This window comes from Aurantivibrio infirmus (genome assembly GCF_054767315.1).
The window spans coordinates 323,894-347,917 of the sequence record NZ_BAAFSK010000003.1 but is presented as its reverse complement, the minus strand read 5'-3'; the positions used below and the strand labels follow the sequence as shown (position 1 = coordinate 347,917).

18 protein-coding genes are annotated in these 24,024 nt (G+C 43.0%); 13 read left to right on the top strand and 5 right to left on the bottom strand.

Features of this window, described 5'->3' with window-relative positions; all coding sequences use genetic code 11:
- Positions 1 to 139 precede the first annotated feature (139 nt).
- The gene (gene gltA, locus ACYUCY_RS08325) at positions 140 to 1,417 is read right to left on the bottom strand and encodes a citrate synthase (RefSeq protein ID WP_460226006.1); all 1,278 of its coding nucleotides are present in this window, start codon (positions 1,415 to 1,417) and stop codon (positions 140 to 142) included.
- Between the two features lie 539 nt (positions 1,418 to 1,956).
- Here gltA and sdhC point away from each other — a divergent pair.
- The 9 genes from sdhC to sucD all read left to right on the top strand — a co-directional run bounded on the left by sdhC (position 1,957) and on the right by sucD (position 13,476).
- On the top strand, positions 1,957 to 2,331 hold the full coding sequence (sdhC, locus tag ACYUCY_RS08320) for a succinate dehydrogenase, cytochrome b556 subunit (protein ID WP_460226005.1): 375 nt from the start codon (positions 1,957 to 1,959) through the stop codon (positions 2,329 to 2,331).
- Positions 2,325 to 2,693, top strand: coding sequence for a succinate dehydrogenase, hydrophobic membrane anchor protein (gene sdhD, locus ACYUCY_RS08315; RefSeq protein WP_460226004.1), 369 nt, complete (start codon positions 2,325 to 2,327; stop codon positions 2,691 to 2,693). Before sdhC ends, sdhD begins: the two co-directional genes overlap by 7 nt.
- A gap of 22 nt (positions 2,694 to 2,715) precedes the next feature.
- Entirely contained in the window at positions 2,716 to 4,488 is a 1,773-nt protein-coding gene (sdhA, locus tag ACYUCY_RS08310; RefSeq protein WP_460226003.1) for a succinate dehydrogenase flavoprotein subunit, read from the top strand.
- Positions 4,489 to 4,606: 118 nt separating this feature from the next.
- A complete protein-coding gene (locus ACYUCY_RS08305) occupies positions 4,607 to 5,311 on the top strand; it encodes a succinate dehydrogenase iron-sulfur subunit (protein ID WP_460226002.1) in 705 nt (234 codons plus the stop codon).
- Positions 5,312 to 5,490: 179 nt separating this feature from the next.
- Entirely contained in the window at positions 5,491 to 8,334 is a 2,844-nt protein-coding gene (locus tag ACYUCY_RS08300; RefSeq protein WP_460226001.1) for a 2-oxoglutarate dehydrogenase E1 component, read from the top strand.
- Positions 8,335 to 8,427: 93 nt separating this feature from the next.
- A complete protein-coding gene (gene odhB / locus ACYUCY_RS08295; RefSeq protein ID WP_460226000.1) occupies positions 8,428 to 9,663 on the top strand; it encodes a 2-oxoglutarate dehydrogenase complex dihydrolipoyllysine-residue succinyltransferase in 1,236 nt (411 codons plus the stop codon).
- Between the two features lie 126 nt (positions 9,664 to 9,789).
- The gene (lpdA, locus tag ACYUCY_RS08290; protein ID WP_460225999.1) at positions 9,790 to 11,235 is read left to right on the top strand and encodes a dihydrolipoyl dehydrogenase; all 1,446 of its coding nucleotides are present in this window, start codon (positions 9,790 to 9,792) and stop codon (positions 11,233 to 11,235) included.
- Between the two features lie 175 nt (positions 11,236 to 11,410).
- Positions 11,411 to 12,571, top strand: coding sequence for an ADP-forming succinate--CoA ligase subunit beta (sucC, locus tag ACYUCY_RS08285; RefSeq protein WP_460225998.1), 1,161 nt, complete (start codon positions 11,411 to 11,413; stop codon positions 12,569 to 12,571).
- A gap of 32 nt (positions 12,572 to 12,603) precedes the next feature.
- Positions 12,604 to 13,476, top strand: coding sequence for a succinate--CoA ligase subunit alpha (sucD, locus tag ACYUCY_RS08280; protein WP_460225997.1), 873 nt, complete (start codon positions 12,604 to 12,606; stop codon positions 13,474 to 13,476).
- A 74-nt stretch (positions 13,477 to 13,550) separates the two neighbouring features.
- Here sucD and ACYUCY_RS08275 read toward each other — a convergent pair whose 3' ends face one another.
- Positions 13,551 to 14,477, bottom strand: coding sequence for a Ppx/GppA phosphatase family protein (locus ACYUCY_RS08275; protein ID WP_460225996.1), 927 nt, complete (start codon positions 14,475 to 14,477; stop codon positions 13,551 to 13,553).
- Positions 14,478 to 14,756: 279 nt separating this feature from the next.
- On the opposite strand from ACYUCY_RS08275, the gene ACYUCY_RS08270 reads away from it, so the two are divergent.
- The 3 genes from ACYUCY_RS08270 (at position 14,757) to ACYUCY_RS08260 (ending at position 17,574) form a co-directional block, all read left to right on the top strand.
- Positions 14,757 to 15,611 carry a metallophosphoesterase family protein gene (locus ACYUCY_RS08270; protein ID WP_460225995.1) on the top strand — a complete coding sequence of 285 codons (855 nt, stop codon included), beginning with the start codon at positions 14,757 to 14,759 and terminating at the stop codon, positions 15,609 to 15,611.
- Between the two features lie 32 nt (positions 15,612 to 15,643).
- On the top strand, positions 15,644 to 16,120 hold the full coding sequence (locus tag ACYUCY_RS08265) for a redoxin family protein (protein WP_460225994.1): 477 nt from the start codon (positions 15,644 to 15,646) through the stop codon (positions 16,118 to 16,120).
- 149 nt (positions 16,121 to 16,269) lie between these two features.
- Positions 16,270 to 17,574 carry a hypothetical protein gene (locus ACYUCY_RS08260; protein WP_460225993.1) on the top strand — a complete coding sequence of 435 codons (1,305 nt, stop codon included), beginning with the start codon at positions 16,270 to 16,272 and terminating at the stop codon, positions 17,572 to 17,574.
- Positions 17,575 to 17,627: 53 nt separating this feature from the next.
- On the opposite strand, the gene ACYUCY_RS08255 is transcribed toward ACYUCY_RS08260, so the two are convergent.
- From ACYUCY_RS08255 to ACYUCY_RS08245, 3 genes are read right to left on the bottom strand one after another with little or no spacing between them, the layout of a single operon-like run.
- Positions 17,628 to 19,394 carry a sugar phosphorylase gene (locus ACYUCY_RS08255; RefSeq protein WP_460225992.1) on the bottom strand — a complete coding sequence of 589 codons (1,767 nt, stop codon included), beginning with the start codon at positions 19,392 to 19,394 and terminating at the stop codon, positions 17,628 to 17,630.
- A 42-nt stretch (positions 19,395 to 19,436) separates the two neighbouring features.
- The gene (locus ACYUCY_RS08250) at positions 19,437 to 20,663 is read right to left on the bottom strand and encodes a glycosyltransferase family protein (protein WP_460225991.1); all 1,227 of its coding nucleotides are present in this window, start codon (positions 20,661 to 20,663) and stop codon (positions 19,437 to 19,439) included.
- 41 nt (positions 20,664 to 20,704) lie between these two features.
- Positions 20,705 to 22,537, bottom strand: a complete 1,833-nt coding sequence (locus ACYUCY_RS08245; RefSeq protein WP_460225990.1) for an HAD-IIB family hydrolase — start codon at positions 22,535 to 22,537, stop codon at positions 20,705 to 20,707.
- 672 nt (positions 22,538 to 23,209) lie between these two features.
- Here ACYUCY_RS08245 and ACYUCY_RS08240 point away from each other — a divergent pair.
- Positions 23,210 to 23,785, top strand: coding sequence for a YceI family protein (locus ACYUCY_RS08240; RefSeq protein WP_460225989.1), 576 nt, complete (start codon positions 23,210 to 23,212; stop codon positions 23,783 to 23,785).
- Positions 23,786 to 24,024: the final 239 nt, after the last annotated feature.

Below are 24,024 nucleotides of genomic sequence, written 5' to 3'. Positions count from 1 at the left end.
AGGTTTGGAATTAAATTAGGTTTGGAATTAATGAGGAGGGTTGGGAGTTGCTGAATCTTCCCACCTCCGCAGAATTAAAAGCGGAGGTGGGAATGTTGTGGTAGGTTTTTTAGCCCGTTACTTGGCTAGGTAATACCTTTTACTTGGCTGGATAATCGCGTTGAGTGTGGCCAGTATAAAGTTGGCGTGGACGGCCAATTTTGAATGGACTGCTAAGCATTTCATGCCAGTGCGCGATCCAACCAACGGTTCGGCCCGTTGCAAATATCACGGTAAACATATCCGTTGGGATACCAATTGCTTTCATAATAATGCCGGAATAAAAATCGACATTCGGATAGAGTTTTTTCTCGATAAAGTAAGGGTCAGACAAGGCGATTTCTTCCAAACGTTTGGCGATCGGTAATAATGGGTCGTTGTCGATGCCTAACTCGCTTAATACTTCATCACAGGTTTGTTTCATCACTTTTGCGCGTGGGTCAAAGTTTTTATAAACTCGATGACCGAAACCCATCAAGCGGAAAGGATCATCTTTGTCTTTTGCCTTCGCAACGTATTTGTCGATATTTTTCACATCGCCAATTTCATTCAACATTTCTAACACGGCTTCGTTAGCGCCTCCGTGTGAAGGACCCCATAAAGCAGCAATACCCGAAGCCATACAAGCGAAAGGGTTGGCGCCAGAAGAGCCGGCAAGACGAACCGTCGACGTTGATGCATTCTGTTCGTGGTCAGCGTGCAACAAGAAAATTTTATCCATTGCTTTGGCGAGTACAGGGCTTACATTAGGTGGATCACACGGCGTTCCGAACATCATGTGTAAGAAGTTTTCGCTGTAGCTGAGGGAGTTGCTGGGGTAGAGGAAGGGTTGACCGATATGGTGTTTGTAACACATTGCCGCAAGTGTGGGCATTTTGGCAATCATTCTGTGTGCTGAAATTAGCCGGTGTTCAACGTTATGGATGTCTAGAGAGTCGTGATAAAACGCCGACAGCGCACCGACAACACCGCACATGATCGCCATTGGATGCGCGCTTCGCTTAAAACCTTTGTAAAAATTGACGATACCTTCGTGAACCATGGTGTGGTGAGTAATGATATCGACAAACTCAGCTTTCTGAGTCGGATCAGGTAATTCACCGTGTAGGAGTAAATAGCAGGTTTCTAAGTAATCAGAATGCTCTGCGAGTTGATCAATGGGATAGCCTCGGTGTAAGAGAATACCGTTGTCGCCATCAATATAAGTAATTTTAGATTCACAGGATGCCGTAGAAACAAAGCCGGGATCGTAGGTGAAATAGCCATTTGCCGTGAGGCTCTTTACATCAATAACATCGGGCCCTGTTGAACCGGAAAGGATAGGTAGGTCAATTGGCTGAGCGCCGTCTATAACGAGTTGGGCCTTCTTGTTGGTCATTAATGACTCCTGTATCTGTATGTAAGTACTTCACGTTCGAAAGGAATTGTCGTCTGGCAAGGCAGAAATGCTGTCGCAGCGGAAAAATTGCGGAGGACAACTATAAGGCTACGCCAAGGATTGTCAATTCTATTAGCTGGAGTATAGACAAGTATTTTGAATATCTTCCGTTATTGCACTACTCTTGAACACAAATAGCTCAGTTTTTCGCCGACTGTGCAATTATGTGGCTAAGAGTTGTATAAGCCGATAGTGCTTAGCAATAAAAGCCTTATTAATAAGGACGATAGCTTAACATTTGGCATGCTATTCGTCTTCGGTTTGATTTGTATTTTATAAGCGCTCTCTCTATAATCTCGCGCGTTCTTTCCCTGACCAACAAATAGATAAATGCGTTCATAGAATTTTTCAAACACATTCATCTTTAATTTTAGTTCGATACACAGGAGCTTTTGATTTACCTGTTCAGCCCGTGCAAATTTCATGCATCTTGTTGTGAAGGTTTATCAACACTGTCAATTTAAAGGTAAGTCCCTATCGTGAAAGATAATCGACCGGTTAATTTACACGTTACGCCTAGCGCGCTTCCTATCACTGCATATATCTCATTTTTCCACCGAATCTCTGGCGTTGTTTTGTACGCTGGTATTGCGGTTTTGTTATGGGGTTTGCAAGCGAGTTTACAATCGGAACAGAGCTTCGCTGACTTAAAGGAAACATTAAGCAATCCAGTTTGCCAGTTTATTGTTTGGGCGACGGTTGCAGCATTGGCCTATCACTTAGTGGCTGGCATCAAGCATTTGATTATGGATATGGGAATCGGTGAAAGCCTACAGGGTGGAAAAATCGGTTCTATTCTGGTGATCATCGTCGCAGCCATTTTGATTGCATTGGCAGGAGTTTGGATATGGTAACTGCAGTAACGAACTTTGGTCGAAGCGGACTTTATGATTGGTTAATCCAGCGCGTTTCTGCGGTCATCTTGGCGGCCTACACATTTTTTGTAGTCGCTTTTATATTGATGCACCCGGATATGAATTATTCAGAGTGGCAGCAATTGTATAGCCATTTTTGGATGCGCGTTTTTAGCTTGATTACTTTAATCGCTTTGGCAGCCCATGCCTGGATTGGTTTATGGTCTGTTTTAACCGACTACGTAACAGTGCGTATGGTTGGCGCAGCAGGAAATGTAATTCGAATTGCTATCCAAATGATTCTTGCGGTAGTGACAATCGCTTACACCCTTTGGGGTGTTGAAATTTTATGGGGCCTTTAATCCTGTTGGGGAACGTTGAGTAATGACAAAATTACGAACCATTTCATTTGACGGTATTGTCGTCGGCGGCGGTGGAGCCGGTATGCGTGCGGCACTGCAGTTAGCTCAATCCGGCTATAAAACAGCGGTTATTACCAAAGTATTTCCGACTCGTTCGCATACGGTATCTGCACAAGGCGGTATTACTTGTGCGATTGCGAGTGATGATCCTAATGATGATTGGCGCTGGCATATGTACGATACCGTTAAGGGGTCGGATTATATTGGCGATCAAGACGCCATTGAATACATGTGCTCGGTTGGACCAGAAGCGGTTTTCGAATTAGAGCATATGGGTTTACCTTTTTCTCGAACTGAAAATGGCAGAATCTATCAGCGTCCCTTTGGTGGTCAGTCGAAAGATTTTGGCCGCGGAGGACAAGCAGCAAGAACTTGTGCGGCGGCGGATAGAACCGGTCACGCTTTGTTGCACACCCTCTACCAAAACAACATGCAAAACAATACGGTTTTTCTAAATGAATGGTTCGCCGTTGATTTAGTCAAAAACCAAGATGGCGCCGTGGTTGGTGTTATCGCGATTAATATTGAAGATGGCGAAACTGTATTTGTGAAATCAAAAGCAACCGTGCTTGCCACGGGTGGTGCTGGTCGAATTTATGCATCGACAACAAATGCTCATATTAATACTGGCGACGGTATTGGCATGTCTCTACGTGCGGGTTTTCCGGTGCAAGATATTGAAATGTGGCAATTCCACCCGACTGGAATCGCCGGTGCCGGTGTTCTCGTTACAGAGGGTTGTCGCGGTGAAGGTGGCTACCTAGTAAATAAAGACGGTGAGCGTTTTATGGAACGTTATGCACCGAATGCAAAAGATTTGGCGGGCCGTGATGTTGTTGCTCGTTCCATGGTAATGGAAATTTTAGAAGGTCGAGGTTGTGGCCCAGAAGCTGATCACGTTTTCCTAAAGCTTGATCACCTCGGTGCAGATACCCTAAACGCCAAGCTGCCAGGAATTTTGGAGCTGTCTCGCACTTTCGCTCATGCTGATCCAATCAAAGAACCTATTCCTGTTGTACCCACTTGCCATTACATGATGGGCGGCATCGCCACCAATGTTCATGGTCAAGCTTTAGATCAAGATGAAAAAGGCAATGATAAAGTTGTCGACGGATTCTTTGCTTGTGGTGAGGTTGCTTGTGTTTCCGTGCACGGTGCCAATCGTCTCGGTGGTAATTCACTCTTGGATTTGGTTGTCTTTGGTCGCGCCTCAGGTTTGTTCATTGAGAAAGCCTTACGCGAAGGCATAGAGCATCGAGAAGCTAGCGAGTCTGATCTTGAAGCCGCAATGGGTCGTTTAAATAAATTAAATACCTCAACCGGTGGTGAAGACGTTTCTGCGCTTCGCAAAGAATTACAGTCTGTTATGCAAAATCACTTTGGCGTTTTCCGGAAAGGCGATTTCATGCAAGAAGGCATTGAGAAGCTAGCAGTATTGCGTGATCGTATCGCTAACGTAGAGCTCAGTGATAAGAGTAATGCCTTTAACACCGCGCGTATCGAAGCGCTTGAACTGCAAAACTTGTTGGAAGTTGCAGAAGCGACAGCTATTGCGGCGGAAGAGCGAAAAGAAAGTCGTGGCGCACATGCTCGTGAAGATTTCCAAGAGCGTGACGACAAGAATTGGTTGTGTCACTCAATGTATTTCCCCGCCGATAAGCGCGTGGCGAAACGTGGCGTTAATTTTGCTCCTAAAACGATGGAAGCATTTGAGCCAAAGGCGCGCACCTATTAATCGCGCACCTACTAATTAAGTCGCTCTCATTGAGTCGCGATTGTTGAATCAAGCTCATTACGTAAAGAAAAGAATTTATATTTTCATCAATGTTTGAATATTATCGGGCCGAAAAGCTATGTTGAAGGTTGAAGTTTATCGTTATAACCCGGAAGTGGATAAGAAGCCTTACATGAAGTCTTACGAAGTTGAGACCGATGGTAAGGATCTTATGGTTCTCGATGTATTAGAGATGTTAAAAGCGCAGGATACCTCCTTAGCGTTCCGCCGCTCTTGCCGGGAAGGTGTCTGTGGTTCCGATGGGATCAATATGAACGGTAAGAATGGTTTGGCTTGCGTCACGCCATTATCAGAAACAGTGAAAGGCAATAAATTGTCTTTGCGCCCATTGCCAGGTTTGCCAGTTATCAGAGACCTTGCTGTTGATATGAGCCAATTCTACGCTCAGTATGAAAAGGTCCAGCCATATTTACAGAACAACAGCCCTGCGCCTGCTATTGAGCGTTTACAGTCGCCTGAAGACAGAGAAAAGCTCGACGGCCTTTATGAATGTATCTTGTGTGCTTGCTGTTCAACCAGCTGTCCTTCTTTCTGGTGGAATCCAGACAAGTTCATCGGTCCTGCAGGCTTGTTACAGGCATACCGTTTTCTAGCGGATACGCGAGATACCGCCGACGAAGAGCGCCTCAGCAAACTCGATGATCCTTTCAGTGTGTTTCGTTGTCACGGTATCCAGAATTGTGTGGCGGTCTGCCCTAAGGGTTTGAACCCAACTCGAGCAATTGGACATATTCGCAATATGCTGCTGCAGCGAGCGACCTAAATCGACTGCAGTGTTGTGCCAAACAAGATTAAGATTAAAAGTCGAGGTCAAATGCCTCGCAAGCGGCTGGTACTGGCAAAACTGGATATCTAGCTATACTGAATTATTAGGCAGGGACAGGATTAATTTTACTATTCAGTTAATTCATTGAATCTATGCCCTAACTGAAGGTGGGCAACATGCAAGGCGACGCGAAAGAAAGCATCATGCAGCTACTTTGGAGCACATCCCAGCTATCGGGTGGGAATGCTGCTTATATCGAAGAGTTGTATGAACAGTACCTCCATAATCCCAATACTGTACCTGAAGAGTGGCGCAGTTATTTCGATAAACTTCCCCGTATCGAAGGCGTTGTTACACAAGATGCCTCGCATACAGTTGTCCGTAAACATTTTGAATTGCTCGGTAAGCGACGTGCTCGACCTATTGCTGCGCCAGGTTCTGGCGGCATTAATATTGAGCATGAACGCAAGCAAATTAAAGTCGTACAGTTAATTAGTTCCTACCGTTTCAGAGGACACCAAAAAGCCAAGCTAGATCCTTTAGGGTTGATGGAGCGAGAAACCGTTCCTGATTTAGATCTCAGTTTTCACGGCTTAACACCTGCTGATCTCGACACTGTCTTTCAAACCGGTAATTTATTTATTGGTAAAGACGAAGCCACCTTAAGTGAAATTATTAATTCACTTGAAAGCACCTACTGTGGTTCAGTTGGTCCCGAGATCATGCACATAACAAACTTTGCTGAAAAACAATGGTTGCAGCAGCGTTTAGAAAGTGTGCGTTCAAAACCAAATTATGGTGTCGACATTCGCAACAATCTTCTAAAAAGATTATCTGCTGCGGAGGGTATGGAAAAACATCTTGATAGTAAGTATCCAGGTACCAAGCGTTTTGGTTTGGAAGGTGGCGAAAGTTTAATTCCACTGATGGATGCTTTAATTAATCGAGCGGGTTATTACGGCGCAAAAGAAATTGTATTAGGGATGGCACATCGTGGCCGTCTTAACGTTTTAGTTAATATTCTTGGTAAAAACCCAGCAGATTTATTTGATGAGTTTGAAGGTAAGCATTTCATCGGTACATCTGGTGATGTGAAATACCACCAAGGTTTTTCATCAAATGTAATGACCCCTGGTGGTGAAGTACATTTGGCGATGGCCTTTAACCCAAGCCATTTAGAAATTGTATCGCCTGTTGTCGAGGGTTCTGTTCGAGCCCGTCAAGATAGACGTAAAGACCCCCTAGGAAACAAAGTAGTCCCCATCGTAATACATGGCGACGCCGCGTTTGCTGGACAAGGTGTTGTTCTCGAAACATTTCAAATGTCGCAAACTCGCGCCTATTACACTGGCGGTACAGTTCATATCGTCATCAATAACCAAGTTGGTTTTACAACTCATCGCCGTGATGATTCGCGTTCGACAGAATATTGTACCGATGTTAGTAAAATGGTTGGCGCACCCGTTTTCCACGTCAATGGTGACGACCCAGAAGCAGTTTTATTTGTCACAGAGCTTGCGATGGATTATCGCAACGAATTTAAACAAGACGTTGTGATTGATTTGGTCTGTTATCGCCGTCGCGGCCACAACGAAACTGATGAGCCATCATCGACACAGCCTTTGATGTATGCCGCAATTCGTTCACACAAAACAACTCGGACTTTGTACGCAGAAAAATTAGTTCAAGAAGGCGTCGTGAGCCAGGAAGAATCTGACAAAATAATGGACGACTATCGTGCCGCTTTGGATCGTGGCGATCACGTTGTCAGTAGCCTAGTTAGCGAGCCCGATTCATCATTGTTTGTTGATTGGTCGCCTTATATCGGCCACGACTGGACTGAATTTGCGGATACAACTTTTCCAATTAAAGAATTGCAGGAGTTAGGGCAGAAATTTTGCGATATTCCAGACGGTGTTCGAGTTCAAAAACAAGTTTCAAAAATATATGAAGACCGACGTAAAATGGCCGGCGGCGCTTTGCCCATTAACTGGGGAATGGGCGAGATTCTCGCTTATGCGACCTTGCTAAAACAAGGGCATCGAATTCGCTTTACCGGTCAGGATTGTCGACGCGGAACTTTCTCACATCGTCACGCGGTGATCTCTAGTCAAAACGACGGATCAACTTATTACCCCTTATCAAACTTGTTTGAAGGTCAGCCCGATTTCGATATATATGATTCTCTACTCTCGGAGGAAGCCGTACTAGCGTTTGAATATGGTTATGCGACGACAACGCCGATGTCGATGGTGATTTGGGAAGCGCAATTTGGCGATTTCGCAAACGGCGCACAGGTAGTTATCGATCAGTTCATTACCAGTGGTGAATCTAAGTGGGGTCGTCTTTGCGGGTTAACCATGTTGTTACCACACGGTTATGAAGGGCAGGGCCCTGAGCATTCCTCTGCTCGCCTCGAACGATTTTTGCAGTTGTGTGCTGAACATAATATTCAGGTTTGTATTCCGACAACGCCAGCACAGATTTTCCATTTGTTAAGACGGCAATCTATCCGTCCAATGCGGCGACCCTTAGTTGTCATGAGTCCTAAGTGGATTTTGCGTCACAAACTTGCAGTTTCGTCATTAGAAGAATTAGCGGATGGACAGTTTTACAACGTTCTTAATGATGAGTCAGTTGATTCTAACGATGTTTCCCGAGTCGTTATGTGTAGCGGAAAAGTTTATTACCATCTTCTAGAAAGGCGCGAAGAAGAAGGCATGAAGCATGTTGCGATTGTTCGACTGGAGCAGCTTTATCCCTTCCCTGAAGAAGAATTGAGCACAGCTTTGCGCTCATTTAAAAATTTAAAAGAAATAGTATGGTGTCAGGAAGAACCGCAAAACCAGGGCGCTTGGTACAGCAGTCAACATCATATGCGTCGCGTTATTAACGATGTCGATTTAAGTTTATATTTAATGTATGCGGGTCGTGATGCCGCGGCTGCACCTGCAGCAGGTTATATGTCTACACACTTAGAGCAACAGAATAAATTTGTAAACGAAGCCTTAGGAATTTAATAAACTTTTTAAAAGCTTAAGGTAATCCGAATTAATTAGTGCGTCACATAAATGACGATAAAGACGTAACAAAACGTAATAGGAAATAAACGGATGACTATCGAAATCAAAGCCCCAACTTTTCCGGAGTCTGTTCAGGATGGAACGATTGCCACCTGGTATAAAAAAGCGGGTGAAGCAGTGAGTCGCGATGAATTAATCGTAGACATCGAAACGGATAAGGTTGTCTTGGAGGTGGTTGCGCCTGCTAACGGACAACTTAGCGAAATCCTAAAAGACGAAGGCACGACCGTACTGAGCAATGAAATAATAGCGATTGTTACCGAAGGCGCTGGTGGAAGTGTCGCGGCGGCACCGGCAAGTGAAGCGAAAGTAGAAGCAGGATCGAGTGGCGGAAGCGGTGAAGGTCTCGCCAGTCCATCAGCGAAAAAATTAGCGGCTGAAAACAATATCGATTTAGCGACGGTAAGTGGTTCCGGTAAAGACGGTCGAATCACCAAAGAAGATGTCGTCAATGCAATTAAAGCTCCGGCTCCTGTTGCCAGTGCAAGTACTCCGGCCGCAAGCTCAAAACCAGCCGCCAGTGCGAGTACCGCAAACCCTCCTGCGGAATTGCTCAGTGGAGAACGAGTTGAAAAACGCGTACCAATGACTCGCTTGCGTAATCGAATTGCCGAGCGTTTGTTGGACGTTAGTCAAAACACTGCAATGTTAACGACATTTAATGAAGTTAATATGGCACCGGTAATGGCTTTGCGTGCTAAATATAAAGCTGATTTCGAAAAAATGCACAATGGAACTCGTTTGGGTTTTATGGGCTTTTTTGTAAAAGCAGCGGTTGAAGCGTTGAAAAGGTTTCCCGTGGTGAATGCGTCAATTGATGGTAGTGATACGGTCTACCACGGTTATCAAGATATTGGCGTCGCTGTCTCTAGCGATAAAGGTTTGGTAGTTCCAGTATTGCGTAATGTCGAGAACATGGGTTTGGCTGATATCGAAGCCACGATACGAGATTACGGTGTAAGGGCGCGTGACGGCAAGTTGTCGATAGATGAAATAATGGGTGGCACATTCACTATAACTAATGGGGGTGTATTCGGATCATTGCTATCTACTCCGATTTTAAATCCGCCGCAATCTGCTATTTTAGGCATGCACAAAATCCAAGATCGTCCGATGGCTGTTGACGGCAAAGTCGAAATTTTGCCAATGATGTATCTCGCGTTGTCTTACGATCATCGTTTAATTGATGGAAAAGATGCGGTTCAATTCTTGGCGGCAATTAAAGATCTCCTCGAAGATCCAGCACGTATTCTTTTGGAAATATAAATATGAAATGACAAAGCCGAATTTAATTTGGCTTTTGTCGTTTTGGCTTAGTTATATTATGAAGGCAAAGCCTCGATTACTCAGGCGAACGTTCTATTAAAATAAATCTCTCTTTGGAAGTACCCTATGTCAAATAAATATGATGTTGTTGTAATTGGTTCAGGTCCTGCGGGTTACGTAGCGGCAATCCGCGCTGCGCAATTAGGTTTGAAAACCGCGTGTATCGAAAAGTGGACTGATGCGAGTGGCAAGGGTGTTAATGGCGGTACTTGCTTAAACGTTGGTTGTATTCCTTCTAAAGCGCTACTGGATAGCTCCCAAAAATATCACGAAGCAAAAGACAATCTAGGTGTTCACGGTATTTCTGCCACCGGTGTAAAAGTTGACGTGCCGTCAATGATTGCCAGAAAAGACGCCATCGTTAAACAATTAACGGGTGGTGTGGCAGCGTTATTTAAATCAAACCGTGTTACCGGTTTGTTTGGTCACGGTAAATTACTGTCCAATAAAAAAGTTCAACTAACTGACAAAGATGGTAAGGAATCTATTCTAGAAGCAGAAAATATTATTCTTGCTTCAGGTTCTGTGCCCGTCAATATTCCTGTCGCAGAGATCGATGGCAACGTGATTGTAGATTCCACTGGAGCGCTTGAATTTGATGCAACACCAAAACGTTTAGGTGTTATTGGTGCGGGTGTTATTGGCTTAGAGCTTGGTAGTGTTTGGAGTCGCCTTGGTTCTGAAGTGGTATTACTCGAAGCTTTAGATAGCTTTTTGCCAATGATGGATCAGCAAATTGCAAAAGAAACTAAAAAAATCTTAACTAAGCAAGGTTTGGATATTCGCTTAGGTTGTCGAGTAACGGCTTCAGAAGTTAAAGGTAAAAAAACCACCGTAACTTTTTCTGATAAAGACGGAAAAGAAAGCAAAGAAGTATTCGATAAATTAATAGTGTGTGTTGGTCGTCGACCTTACACCGAGGAATTGCTGTCAGCGGATAGCGGGGTAAATTTAGATGAGCGCGGTTATATATTTGTTGATGATTATTGTGCTACCAGTGCGCCGGGTGTTTGGGCAATTGGTGATGTTGTGCGCGGCCCGATGCTGGCACATAAGGGTATGGAAGAGGGCGTCATGGTTGCGGAACGAATTGCTGGGCAAAAAACAGCGATGAATTATGACGTTGTACCGAACGTAATTTACACTCATCCAGAGGTTGCTGCGGTCGGAAAAACTGAAGAGCAATTGAAGGCCGATGGTGAGCCCTATAAGGTGGGTACTTTTCCTTTTGCAATTAGTGGCCGAGCAATGGCGGCAAATGATACCGCTGGTTTAGTTAAAATGATTGCCCATGAAGAAACAGATCGTATATTGGGTTGCCATATTGTTGGGCCTAGTGCGCCGGATTTAATTCAACAAGTTGCGATTGCAATGGAATTTGGTTCAACGGCTGAAGATATTGGTATGACTGTATTTGGTCATCCGACCCTTTCTGAATGTGTCCATGAAGCCGCTCTGGCTGTGAATGGTCATGCAATTCATGGTGTCAATCGCCGCCCGAGAAAAAAGTAAGAAACGAATTACAAAAAATAAAATGAAATAGAGAGCAAAACGTCGATGTTAGTTTAGTCGGCAATTGGAATTTAGGGCTTCCCTAGTATTAATAATTCCAACTTTTTTTGCCTCGGCTAGAAGCAAAAGTCGAGAGCAATTTCACATTCAATTAATAGTTAGACGGAAGGTAGCCATGAATTTACACGAGTATCAAGCAAAACAATTATTTGCTGAATACGATTTGCCGGTCTCAAAAGGTGTTGCAGCGCAAACTGTACAAGAGGCAGTTGATGCAGCGGACACAATTGGCGGTGACAAATGGGTTGTTAAAGCACAAGTACACGCTGGTGGTCGTGGTAAAGCGGGTGGCGTGAAGTTGGTATCTTCGAAAGATGAGATTAAGGCTTTTTCCGAACAGTGGTTAGGCAAGAACTTAGTGACTTATCAAACCGACGAGAATGGTCAGCCAGTTAGCAGAATCCTCGTTGAAACCTGTACCGATATTGATCAGGAGCTTTATTTGGGCGCAGTTGTTGACCGTTCAACTCGTCGCATCGTGTTTATGGCGTCGACTGAAGGTGGTGTGGAAATTGAAAAAGTGGCGGAAGAAACGCCAGAGAAAATTCTTAAAGCGATAATTGATCCCTTGGTCGGCGCGCAACCTTATCAAGGTCGTGAGCTTGCATTTAAATTAGGTTTGAATTCAGCGCAAGTTAAGCAGTTCACTAAAATATTTTTAGGCTTGGCTCAATTATTCCAAGACTATGATTTAGCCTTATTGGAAATCAACCCATTGGTGATTACTGATCAAGGTGATTTGCATTGTTTGGATGGAAAAATAAATATTGATGGCAATGCAATGTATCGCCAACCGAAATTGCAAGAAATGCATGATCCCTCACAGGAAGATGAGCGTGAAGCTCATGCGGCGAAGTGGGAACTCAACTACGTTGCCTTAGATGGCAACATTGGTTGTATGGTAAACGGCGCTGGTTTGGCAATGGGCACTATGGATATTGTTAAATTAACTGGCGGCCAACCGGCAAACTTTTTAGATGTTGGTGGCGGTGCAACTAAAGAGCGAGTTGTTGAAGCGTTTAAAATTATTCTTTCAGACGAAAATGTTAAAGCGGTTTTAATCAACATTTTTGGCGGTATCGTTCGCTGTGACTTAATCGCTGACGGTGTTATAGGTGCCGTTGAAGAAGTTGGCGTTAAAGTTCCAGTGGTCGTTCGCTTGGAAGGGAATAACGCAGAGCTTGGCGCGAAGAAATTGGCAGAAAGTGGATTGAATATTATCGCCGCAACCAGCCTTACCGATGCAGCAGAACAAGTTGTTAAAGCAGCCAAATAAACCGCGACAGCAAAGAATTTGAGGAAATTTTAATGAGTATTTTAATTGATAAAAACACAAAAGTTTTGTGTCAAGGTTTTACTGGCTCACAAGGCACGTCTCACTCTGAACAAGCGATTGAGTACGGCACAAAAATGGTCGGTGGCGTAACACCTGGAAAAGGTGGTCAAACGCATTTGGGTTTGCCAGTTTTTGATACGATGGCAGACGCCGTGGCAGCAACCGGTGCTGATGCCTCGGTAATTTATGTTCCCGCGCCATTTTGTAAAGACTCTATTTTAGAAGCTGCAAATAGCGGTGTTAAATTAGTGGTTTGTATTACTGAAGGAATTCCAACGCTTGATATGTTGGATTGCAAAGTTAAATGCGACGAGTTGGGCGTGCAATTGATTGGTCCAAACTGCCCAGGCGTTATCACTCCTGGAGAATGTAAGATTGGTATTATGCCGGGACACATTCACAAGCCGGGTAAAGTGGGTATCGTTTCTCGTTCAGGAACCTTAACTTACGAAGCGGTTAAGCAAACAACTGATTATGGATTTGGTCAATCAACCTGTGTTGGTATTGGTGGCGATCCGATTCCTGGTTCAAACTTTATCGATATCTTGGGCATGTTCCAAGCTGATGATAAAACTGAAGCCATCGTAATGATCGGTGAAATTGGTGGTACTGCGGAAGAAGAAGCGGCCGCGTTTATTAAAGCCAACGTAACTAAACCTGTGGTTTCTTACATTGCCGGTGTAACCGCTCCAGCAGGTAAGCGCATGGGTCACGCGGGTGCAATTATTTCTGGTGGTAAAGGTACCGCCGATGAAAAGTTCGCGGCCCTAGAAGATGCAGGCGTAAAAACGGTAAGAAGTTTGGCGCAAATTGGTGAAGCTTTAAAAGAAATTACTGGTTGGTAATTTTAATTTAGACAGTTAACAAAAAAAGCAGCGAAAGCTGCTTTTTTTATGTTTTACGTTCGGCCCAGATGAAATTAATTTACATTGTAATACAAGCGATAATCAACTCGCTGTTGCGAAAGCTCGCCTAATATTCCCTCTCGCAATGAAGTCGGGCTGTAAATAATCGATTCTATATTTAAACTTTCCATTATCGTCGCCAATATCGAAATACCCGGCGCTAATAAATCTAATCGTTGTGGGTTTAGACCGGGGATGTTGATTTCTTCTGCTCGAGCGACTTGAGAGATCGCTTTTTCGGTATTTCGAATAACCTTGTTGGTGATTGCCCCGTCAGACCACTCATTGGCGATCGCAATGTTCGCGATCATTTTTGCAGATCCGGAAGAGGCATATACTTCCTCCCATTGTCCTTTCCGTAGCGCGGGTAATATTGGTTTGATTTGTAAGTAGGCGGCTTCTTTCGCTGCGATACTACGTTTTGCATAATCGAGTTTTTTTGGGAAATATTGGTCACGCCAACGCACGCATCCCATTGGAATACTTTCGGCGAGAAATATTGTTTCTGAATTGCCGATTGCTATTTCTGTGCTGGCACCGCCAATATCTATGGTTAAGCGACGAGTGAGAGAATCAACCAGTGGATCGCAAATTCCGCGAAAGATTAGTTTAGCTTCTTGCTCTCCCGAAATAATATCAATTTCAAAACCGACCTTCTGTGCTGCCCGAATAAAGACGTCCGCATTTTTCGCGCGGCGCAGGGCTTCTGTAGCGACAACTTTTAATTGCAGGATGGGGTGTTCGTTGAGAACTTCTTGAAATCGATGAAGGCAATCTATACCGCGTTTCATCGCGACTTTGCTTAGCGAGTTAGTGCGATTTAAGCCTTGGGCGAGTTGGATTTTTTCGCTGCAGCGAGCGACAACTGAAAAACGAGCATCACGGTATTCTGCAATCAACAGATGAAAACTATTTGATCCGAGATCAATAATTGCATACATAGGCGAATTACTTTTGAATTTACCGGATTCTATCCGATTTAGTCATTTCGTCAAAGTGCATAGTTTTTTATATTGGTAACTACAATGAGGTAGCGATGAGGATGCCTTAGAATTGAGGTGTTTTTGTACGTTTTGAATTACAATTACTCACTTTTAAGTCGATAGTCCATCAGATCTGTAAAAACGCGCTGAGGTCATTAATTAAATGCTAATGAATATACTGTTCAAAAATGCCGACGTTGGGCAGTTTAAAGGCTCTGTTAAGGAGCTTTTTCTTAGATGAGATTATTCGCCATCAGTGATCTACATCTTGATCATCGAGCTAATCGCGAGGCTATAGATGCCTTAGAGGGTCATCAAGACGATTGGTTGATTTTGGCCGGAGATATCGCATCAACTGCAAAACAACTCGAATCTTGTTTACAGAACTTGAGTAATAAATTTGCACGCATGATATGGGTTCCCGGCAATCATGAATTGTGGGTAACTCAAAGTGATCAAGAAAATTCATCGGTAGAGAAGTATCAGGCGCTGGTGGATTTATGTCGACGCTATGATGTATCAACACCCGAAGATCCTTATTTACTATGGGAAGGCGCGGGAGGTGATCACATCATTGCGCCGTTAACACTGTTGTACGATTACAGTTTTAGGCCTGACTCTGTCGCTTTGGCTGATGCTGTTGAATGGGCGACGGAGTCTGGTGTGTTGTGTAAGGATGAGCACCTGTTTAATACAGCCCCGTACCCTTCGATAGTCGAATGGTGTCGAGCGCGCGTTGAGTACTCTTCGCGGCGATTAGAAACATGCGACAAACAAATACCACTGGTATTGGTTAATCACTTTCCATTACGATACGATCTTGTGCGAACGATGCGGATCCCACGCTTTTCCATCTGGTGTGGTACCAAGCACACAGAAGATTGGCATCTGCGCTTTAATGCTAAAGCAGTTGTTTCTGGTCATCTCCATATGCGAGCAACCGATTACAAAGATGGTGTGCGATTTGAAGAGGTTTCTTTGGGATACCCTAGAGATTGGCGCAGTGCACATGGGCCACAATTTTATATGCGAGAAATTCTACCTGGCCCTGAAAAACCTTATCATCACGCCGGACCTTTTTGGCGATTTTAAATTAATCTTAATCAGTAAATAGAGGAAGAAACATGACAATAAAAGTAGGAGATACATTACCAAAAGGAGCAGTTGCGGTAATGACTGCTGATGGTCCAAAGCCCTTAACTACAGATGAAATTTTTGCTAACAAAAAAGTTGTCTGGTTTGCGGTTCCTGGTGCATTTACGCCTGGCTGCTCGATGACACACCTACCAGGGTTCGTTGTGAATGCAGATAAAATTAAAGCCGCGGGCGTTGATAGTATTGTTTGTGTTGCCGTAAACGACGCTTTCGTAATGGATGCATGGGGCAAAGCACAAAATGCGGAGGAAATTATAATGGCGGCCGATGGCGGCGCTGATTACACCAAAGCATTGGGTTTGGAATTGGATTTGGCTGCTGTTGGTTTTGGTTTGCGTAGCAAACGTTACGCAATGATCGTTGACAACGGAGTTGTGAGTTACTTGGGAGTTGATGCCAAAGGTATTGAAGCCAGCTCCGCTGAAAGTGTTCTCGAAAACTTGTAGCTCGCTCAACGAGGGATACAAAAATAAATGAATACCGTATTAGAAGTAAATCACTTCAACTACGGTATTTTTGTATACTTTTTTTGAAATAATAATATTTAACGTATGATTTGCTTGTAATACGCGTTCGATAATTTTAGGAAATACCGATGTTAGATAATGTAATTGATTCACTTGGCGGTACTCAAGGTTTGATGTTCCATGGTGGCCTGTTATTGGTGAATGTTCTAATCATAATATTGTCTGATCCATTACTGCGAGTTATTAATAAGAGTAAAGAAGTAGCAACGCAAGCGAAAATACTTCGATTTGCGGCGGGTTCAATATTAATTTTTCATATTGTAGAGATCTTTCTGCAGATTTTTAATTTTGATGTTTTTCCTAATCTTTTCCGCAGTCTTAGTTTTTCTATCGCCACTATTTTTGCGTGTCTTATCACTTTTAATATCGTTTCTTATTTTAGTCGGAAAAAATTCGGTATTCCGCGAGAAGTAGATGGAGAAACTACGTTCATTGATAGTTACAATTCGCGCCTGGTCGATGTTGTGGCTTCTATTTTAGTTGTTATCATCGCTATATTTTGTTTCATTTATATTTGGAAGCTGAACACCCTTTTAGAAGCTACTGGGTTTTTGGGAATCGTATTTGCGTTTATCGCGTTAACCAACGGTGTTTGGTTTCCGGATATCTATTATGGTCTTGTCATACTCAATTCCAAAATGCTAGAAGACGGCGACGTTATTAAGATCGAGGGTAAGCGCGATGAATTTATTATTAGTCGGGTTTCGTTTATCTATACCATGTTGTTAGATGTTAGAAATAATCATCGCATAATTATCCGAAATCATCGCTTATTAAATTCCCAAATCGATAATTTGAGCAAGCGAGCGTCTATTGATGGCATTCGACACGCGATAAAATTTAATATCGCCTATCCGATCGTTGATCAAGTTTATCCAGGCGGCCCAGGACAAACTGAGAGTTTATCGGCACAAGGGAGTCAAGCAGCGGCGCCGTATGTTGAGCAAGAAAATAACAGCCAATCTGACACAAATCAAAACGATAAAAAAACGGAAACTAAGAAAAATCGAAATAATAAATATCCGACATTGAACTCTAATTATGACGTGTATAGAAACCGGATAAGACGGATGTTCGAGGCCGCAAATCAGATAGTCCTGGAGAATTCAGAGGCAAAAATAAACCCTAATCAAGAATTTGAGGTGGCCTTAACGGATTCTGGGAATTATGCATTGGAATTTACATTAAATTTTTATATTGATGCGCTACCGAACACAAAGGTTACCCGGACAATTAGGCAATATTTAGTTAGTACCCCAAGTATCGTACAAGAAGCAGTAAATGAAGCCTCGGTGATTCATGGCATCGAGTTAGCCACACCACAAATGATCGACTATCGAAAAAAACATGAGTCGAATATCGAAGCCACTTGATGTTCCTTAGTCGTTTCGAAATGACTAATCGCGATGTTTAATTTAATCGTTATCTAGCGGTTGCTAAGCCATATACATTGGTAAGGTTTTAATTTCAGCGAGTTTCCTTCAGGTGAGTTACTGTATGGTTTGATTTCACTGCCACCAATCAAGTCTCTCCAGTTATCGGTACCAATAAGATTGATGTCATTTAGCAAAATTGTCTGGTTTTGATCAGAGATATTGTTTAAACAAAAAATACTTTGTGTTCGATCCATACTTTGTCGCCAATACGCAAAGATAGCGTCCCCTAGGTGCAAAGTGAATTGCGTGGCGTTTGGATGAAATGCAGATTGTGATTTTCGAACCGAGATTAAAGTGCTCAAGCGAGCTTTGATTTTTGCATGCAAGTTACTGGGGTCTGCTAAATTCGCATTCAGTTCGTCAATATTCCATTGTCTTCGATTAATTGCGCGATTATGGCCATGTTCTTCTAATCGCTGGTAATCGTTCTCTGTACCGATCAGGCTGTGTATATAAATTCCAGGAATTCCTTCCAAAGAAAGCATGATCGTATGGGCTGCAATAAATCGTTCAAGCTGCCACTCGTCTACGCCATGTGTACTCGTGCCTTTAAGCGCATCAATCAGAGATATATTAATTTCATAGGGCTTGCGAGAAAGACCATCCAGTGCCCGCCAGCTAATCTTTCCGCCAAATTTTTCCATTGCCTTAATAAAATCTAACGTTTCTTCGTCACTTAATAAACCTTCTACAGGCCGCAAGCCAATGCCGTCGTGCGAGGCGATAAAGTTAAAATAAGCGGTACCGTTCTGAGCGGGCGGCATGCTCATCAGCCAGTTCTTTAAGTGTCGACAATTCCCACTGACCAAGGCATGTACGAGTAGGGGAGGTAGTGAAAAATTATAAATACAGTGCGCTTCATTGGCATTGCCAAAATACGATAAGTTTTCTTGGTTCGGGATATTTGTTTCTGTAATTATTACTGCACGAGGGTTGGCGTGTTCGATTAAGGTTCGCAACAGCCGAACAATTTCATGGGTTTGATTTAGGTTTAAGCAGCTGGTGCCTTCAATCTTCCAAATAAAGGCGACTGCATCAAGTCTGAAAATTCGAATACCTTGATCAAGATAGCGTCGAATGATTTCGACGAATTCTAATAATACTTCCGGGTTTCGAAAATCTAAATCGACTTGATCGTGGCCAAAAGTACACCATACGTGCTTATTCCCATCACTTGTCGTAACGAGCTGTAGTAATTCACTGGTTCTTGGTCGTACAACCTGACTCAGGTCAGCAGTCTCATTACTCAGGAAAAAATAGTCTTTGCCCGGCCTGATACCTTTCTTAAAATTTTTAAACCACTGATGACGAGACGAGCAGTGATTAATAACAAGGTCGGCCATTAAATCAAAATCGTCGCATATTGCGTTAATATCTTCCCAGTCTCCAATCGACTCATCGACTTCGTCATAGTCAACGACGGCGAAGCCATCATCGCCGCTGTGTGGGAAAAACGGCAATATATGTATACAGCTTATAAGATCGCGAAAATGTGCTTTAAAGAAATTGTGTAAAGTATGAAGCGGTTTCTCACCAGTTTTGAGTAAACTATGTCCATAAGTAATGGCGATGATGGTCGACTGGTTCCATAAGTTTTGATGGTGTTCGGGTTGTTTATATTCGGTTTTAAGTCTCATTGCCGCGAGAAAACGTTCGCTCTCATGATCGATATCTTTGTCCGGGTAAATAAACTGTAAGTGATTCCGGACACGTTGGTTTAATCCGTCGTAAATAGTAGATTTCAAATTGGTGGGCATAATATTTTAACTACCAAAAGTTATGGTCAACAGATATAAAAATTACTTGGCCGAATATTCTTTGTGATCTAGTTCAACCGCTTCATGAATTTGATCGAGAATATCCGGTATGGCACTTTTGACGCGGTTCCAACTGGGAATAAAAGGCGTTTCCATTGGGTTATCCAAAAACATTTTTCCTGCCTTAACGATGTTTTGAGCGAATAACTCTACTGATTGTTCTTCACGGTGGATATCCAGATCTAATCCATTGATTAGCGCATCATTCTTGTAGGTTTCGACAAAGTCCAGGGCGATTCGAAAATAATTGGCTTTTAAGGTTCGAATTTTCTCATTTGAAAAAACTTCTCCTTGAGTCGCCAGTTTTCTAAACAGAGCCTTGCAAATATCGATAGACATTTTCGAAAGTCCGCCTTCGTCATCCTGTAGCGATAAATCCTGATGCTTGTGGTCATAGTTGTGTGCGATATCAACTTGGCATAAACGGTTCGACGAATAGTTTCTATGCATTTCCGATAATACGCCAATCTCTAAACCCCAATCGCTAGGAATGCGAAGGTCAGAAATTACATCACGCCGAAATGAAAACTCACCGGCGAGAGCGTAACGAAAACTATCCATATAATCGAGATAGTCGGATTTTCCACACACATTTTTTAATGAGCGTAACAAGGGGGTCACTAACAATCGGCAGACGCGGCCATTAATCTTTCCATCTGCCACTCTTGAGTAATAGCCTTTGCAAAATTCATAGTTAAAGTTTGGGTTTGCAACCGGATAGATGAGCCGAGCAAGCAATTGTCTGTTATAGGTAAGAATATCACAGTCGTGCAGGGCAATCGCCTCCGCTTTTCCCGACGCGAGTATATAACCTAGGCAATACCAAACGTTTCTACCTTTGCCTAGCTCTCTCGGTGCCAATCCAATTTCTTGCAGTTGTTTGTCTATAGCTTGCAATCTTGGACCTTCGTTCCAAAGAACACGGTGGTTTTGATTTAGTCGGCTAAAATAGTTAAGCGCATACCGATACTGTTCCTCATTTGCTCTGTCTAAACCAATCACAATTTCTGACAAATAAGGTACATGCTCAAGTTCCGTAACAATATTGCTTAATGCAGGCCCCTCTAATTCAGAAAATAATGAAGGCAGAAGAAGAGACATTGGGCGTTGAGAAGAGTAGCCCGTAAGCTCCGCTTCAAGATCTTCATGAGAGCGGTGAGATAGATTATGCAGGGTAGTGATATTGCCGTTTTGAAAAAAGTCAGTCACATTAAGCTCCGGAAATTATAATTAGTTTTATGTTTATTAATTTATTTTGGTTTTGAAATAGCTTGGTCTTTTGCTTGCGCAGTGATCTGCGCTTCATCGAAAAATAGATCGAGGGCCTCGGACCACCCTAACGGACCCAATTCCTCGGTTTGAATAACCTTAGTCGATGATCCATTACAAAGTTTAAGCGCTTTGTGTACCGGTGATTTTACTAGAACCGCTACATCTGCGGCTTCTAACATGGCAATGTCATTTTTTCCATCGCCGGCCGCCACGACTGAAAACGACTTTTCGAAATTGATACGATAAAGCTCTTTGATTCGTTTAGTAGCCAAGCCTTTGTCTGAATTACCGAGAACGTGTAAGAAGCGACCACCTTCGAGTACACCGAAACCAGCGTCTTGAGCCTTATTAATAAAGACCTGCTTTTCAGTTTCGGACCCCAACCAGCGAAGCGGTTCAGAGTATCCTCGTTGGTTGGAAAGCTTTGCTTGTTCGACCGAAAGTCCCGTCGCAGCAACGATGCCATCAATTCCCAAGTCACTAAAACTGTTGAATTGATTAGGAAAGCTAGGCTTTATTTTTTTCAACCATGTTTGGATCGAAGCTCTCTCGACACCAAGGCAAATGACATCAAAGTCTTGGCTTGATATTTTAGTTTTGTCATCAATCTCAGTAACATTATCTCGATACGATAGTGAAGAGAAATAACCTTTAGGAATGTAGATTGCGGAGCCATTTTCAACGACAAATGGATGCACATTGCGCAGCTCTTCACGAAGCTCGATCAGTTCTGCAAAAGTTTTACTGGTGTTAATAATGACGGGAATGCTCTTGGTTTCTAGCGCAGCGAGCGTATTGTCAGCAAGTTCGTGTGAATAGGTAAAATGATCCAGCAGTGTGCCATCAAGATCAGTAACCACCAACCAATTAGTCGCAGAATCATTTTTCTCAAATTTGTCGACGATAATCTGTTGTTCGTTTAGCTTAAAAACAATATCGGCAATTTTTGGCAGAGCGTTAAGATTGTGTCGCGTTAGACGTTCAAAGTGTTGAATGAATCGTTTTATCGAATCCTGATCCATTACTTTTAAATCAGAATTTTTTTCGTCTCCTTTTAGTTTTTCGATGAGCTTATCTTCTTGGCGTTGTCGCCAGTGATAGACTAAATCGAAATTGGGGATTTGTAGCATGATTAATTTATCGATTTTATTCCAAAGCGCACTATATTGATTCGAGAGGCAAGAATTAACATAGGTCCGCCATACGCCTTCACTATCTTCCAGTCGCTCCAGGTTATTGATTGGCTTCGTTAGCTCTTGTTCGGACTGCGCTAAATTTGATACACACCAGCCTTCAAAAATAATTAAATCTACAGGTTCTCTTATTACTTCCCATTCATTTTTAGGAACGCGATCATCGCGAGCTTTATCAAATCTGGGAATTTTTACTGAGTCAGGGTTTTTCGAATTACTGGTATTGAGTAACGAGTCGATGGTGGCGATGGCAAGTTTCACGTCGTGAGTGCCAGGAACACCGCGAGTGCTGAGTAAAGGATGAACCTCAGCGCCTAACTTTGTTCTTTCATCGCGAGTAAGATAGAAGTCATCTAATGAAAGTACCACGACTTTTAAAGAGGAATTTTTGTTTTTTGCGTCAGCCTCTAGAATCACTTTTAGTAGGCTTGCCAAAGTCGATTTTCCACTACCTTGGCTGCCCACTATCCCTAATACTTTTAGCTTTTGTTGTGCAATGTCAACCGCGAGTTGTTTCGCGAGCGGCAAGAACCAGCGTCGAGCCATATCTGAATAGAGTTCAGGTAGTTGCTCGGACTGAACGAACTGCTTAATGAGTGAATCAAAATCGTTGATCACAGCTCACCTTGGGGCCTTGTTTTAGTTGATAGCTGGCTCGGTACGGCTTCGAGTGTAGGGCTTCTGAATATGAAATCATTTGGCTATATTTGATCGTTTGTCTCGTATTGATGTATATGCTGGCGCTAAAAAGAGCAATTGTGCCACTCATTGGTGCACTTTGGCACCTTTCAGGAGAGCCCTAAAGGCTATGCGCCTGCTTTCCGTGCTATTTTGAGCCTCACTTCGGGCCTGGTGATGTTTTAGTAGGCGTTCTTCACAGTCGATAGATAGGGAAGAGCAAAGCTTGTGCCAATCGCTATAGTGGGGAACATCCACGTCAAGCTGGGACTATTCAAGCACAGTCTGAGGCCTGATTACGAACAGGAACTTTTGATCTTATTGAGGATCAGATTTGCCGGTGATTAAAATCTAAATTTTGGGGCTTAGCTTAATAATAATTTTGTCGTAATAAATTTCGTATCCTCATTGAAGCAACGATTTCAGATGATCTTGGTGTCAACAAGGGCCCCTAGTCGTATTCTGGTAACTGATTGTCACAGGTAAATTTTTTAAAAGTAGTCTACAAAAAAGCGGTTCTACAGGCACTTTGCATAAAATCTTGTATGGAATACAGCGTATTTACTAACCTAACCACATCACTGTTTATTGTCTTACTACACGGAGAATTTAATGAAAAATCGTCTTTCACTCATCGTACTAATTGCGACAGTGTTTTTGATCGCACCGGCTTTTTCAGCTGACTATAAGATTGATACAGATGGGGCTCATGCATCGATCAATTTTAAAATCCCTCATCTTGGCTACAGTATTTTGGTGGGGCGATTTGATAAGTTTTCCGGAGATTTTAGTTATGACGACAAAAATCCTCAGGCGTCTAAAGTCGATGTCACAATCGACACGACGAGCTTGAATTCCAATCACCCCGAACGTGATGGCCATTTGCAGGCAGAGGGTTTTCTGAACACCAAGGAATTCCCAACGGCGACATTCGTAAGTGAAAAGTTTGTCAGCGACGATGGCAAAATGGGCAGCTTGCAGGGTAAGTTAACCCTGCGTGGCGTAACTAAAGATGTAGAAATTCAGTTTATGAAAATTGGTGAAGGTAAAGATCCATGGGGTGGCTACCGCGTTGGCTTCGCGGGTTCTACCACATTAACGCTGAAAGATTTTGGGATCCCGACAGATCTAGGCGCTAGCGCACAAGAAGTCGAATTGGAGTTGTATATTGAGGGTATTCGTAAATAAAGCCTTCATTTTAGGCATCAAGCCCTAAGTTTTAAAAGCCGCAACAGTAGACACTGGTGCGGCTTTTTTTATGTATATCGGTATATGCTATGCCTAATTGTCTCAGCTATTCAAACAGGGGTGTATAGCGCAGAAACTTACGTTAGAATCCCAAACATCTTTCGCGGTATAAATATCATAATCAGCAGCGCGAAGCTCTAAAATCAAAAAGTCACAAACATAATATTTAGCGGGTTAAA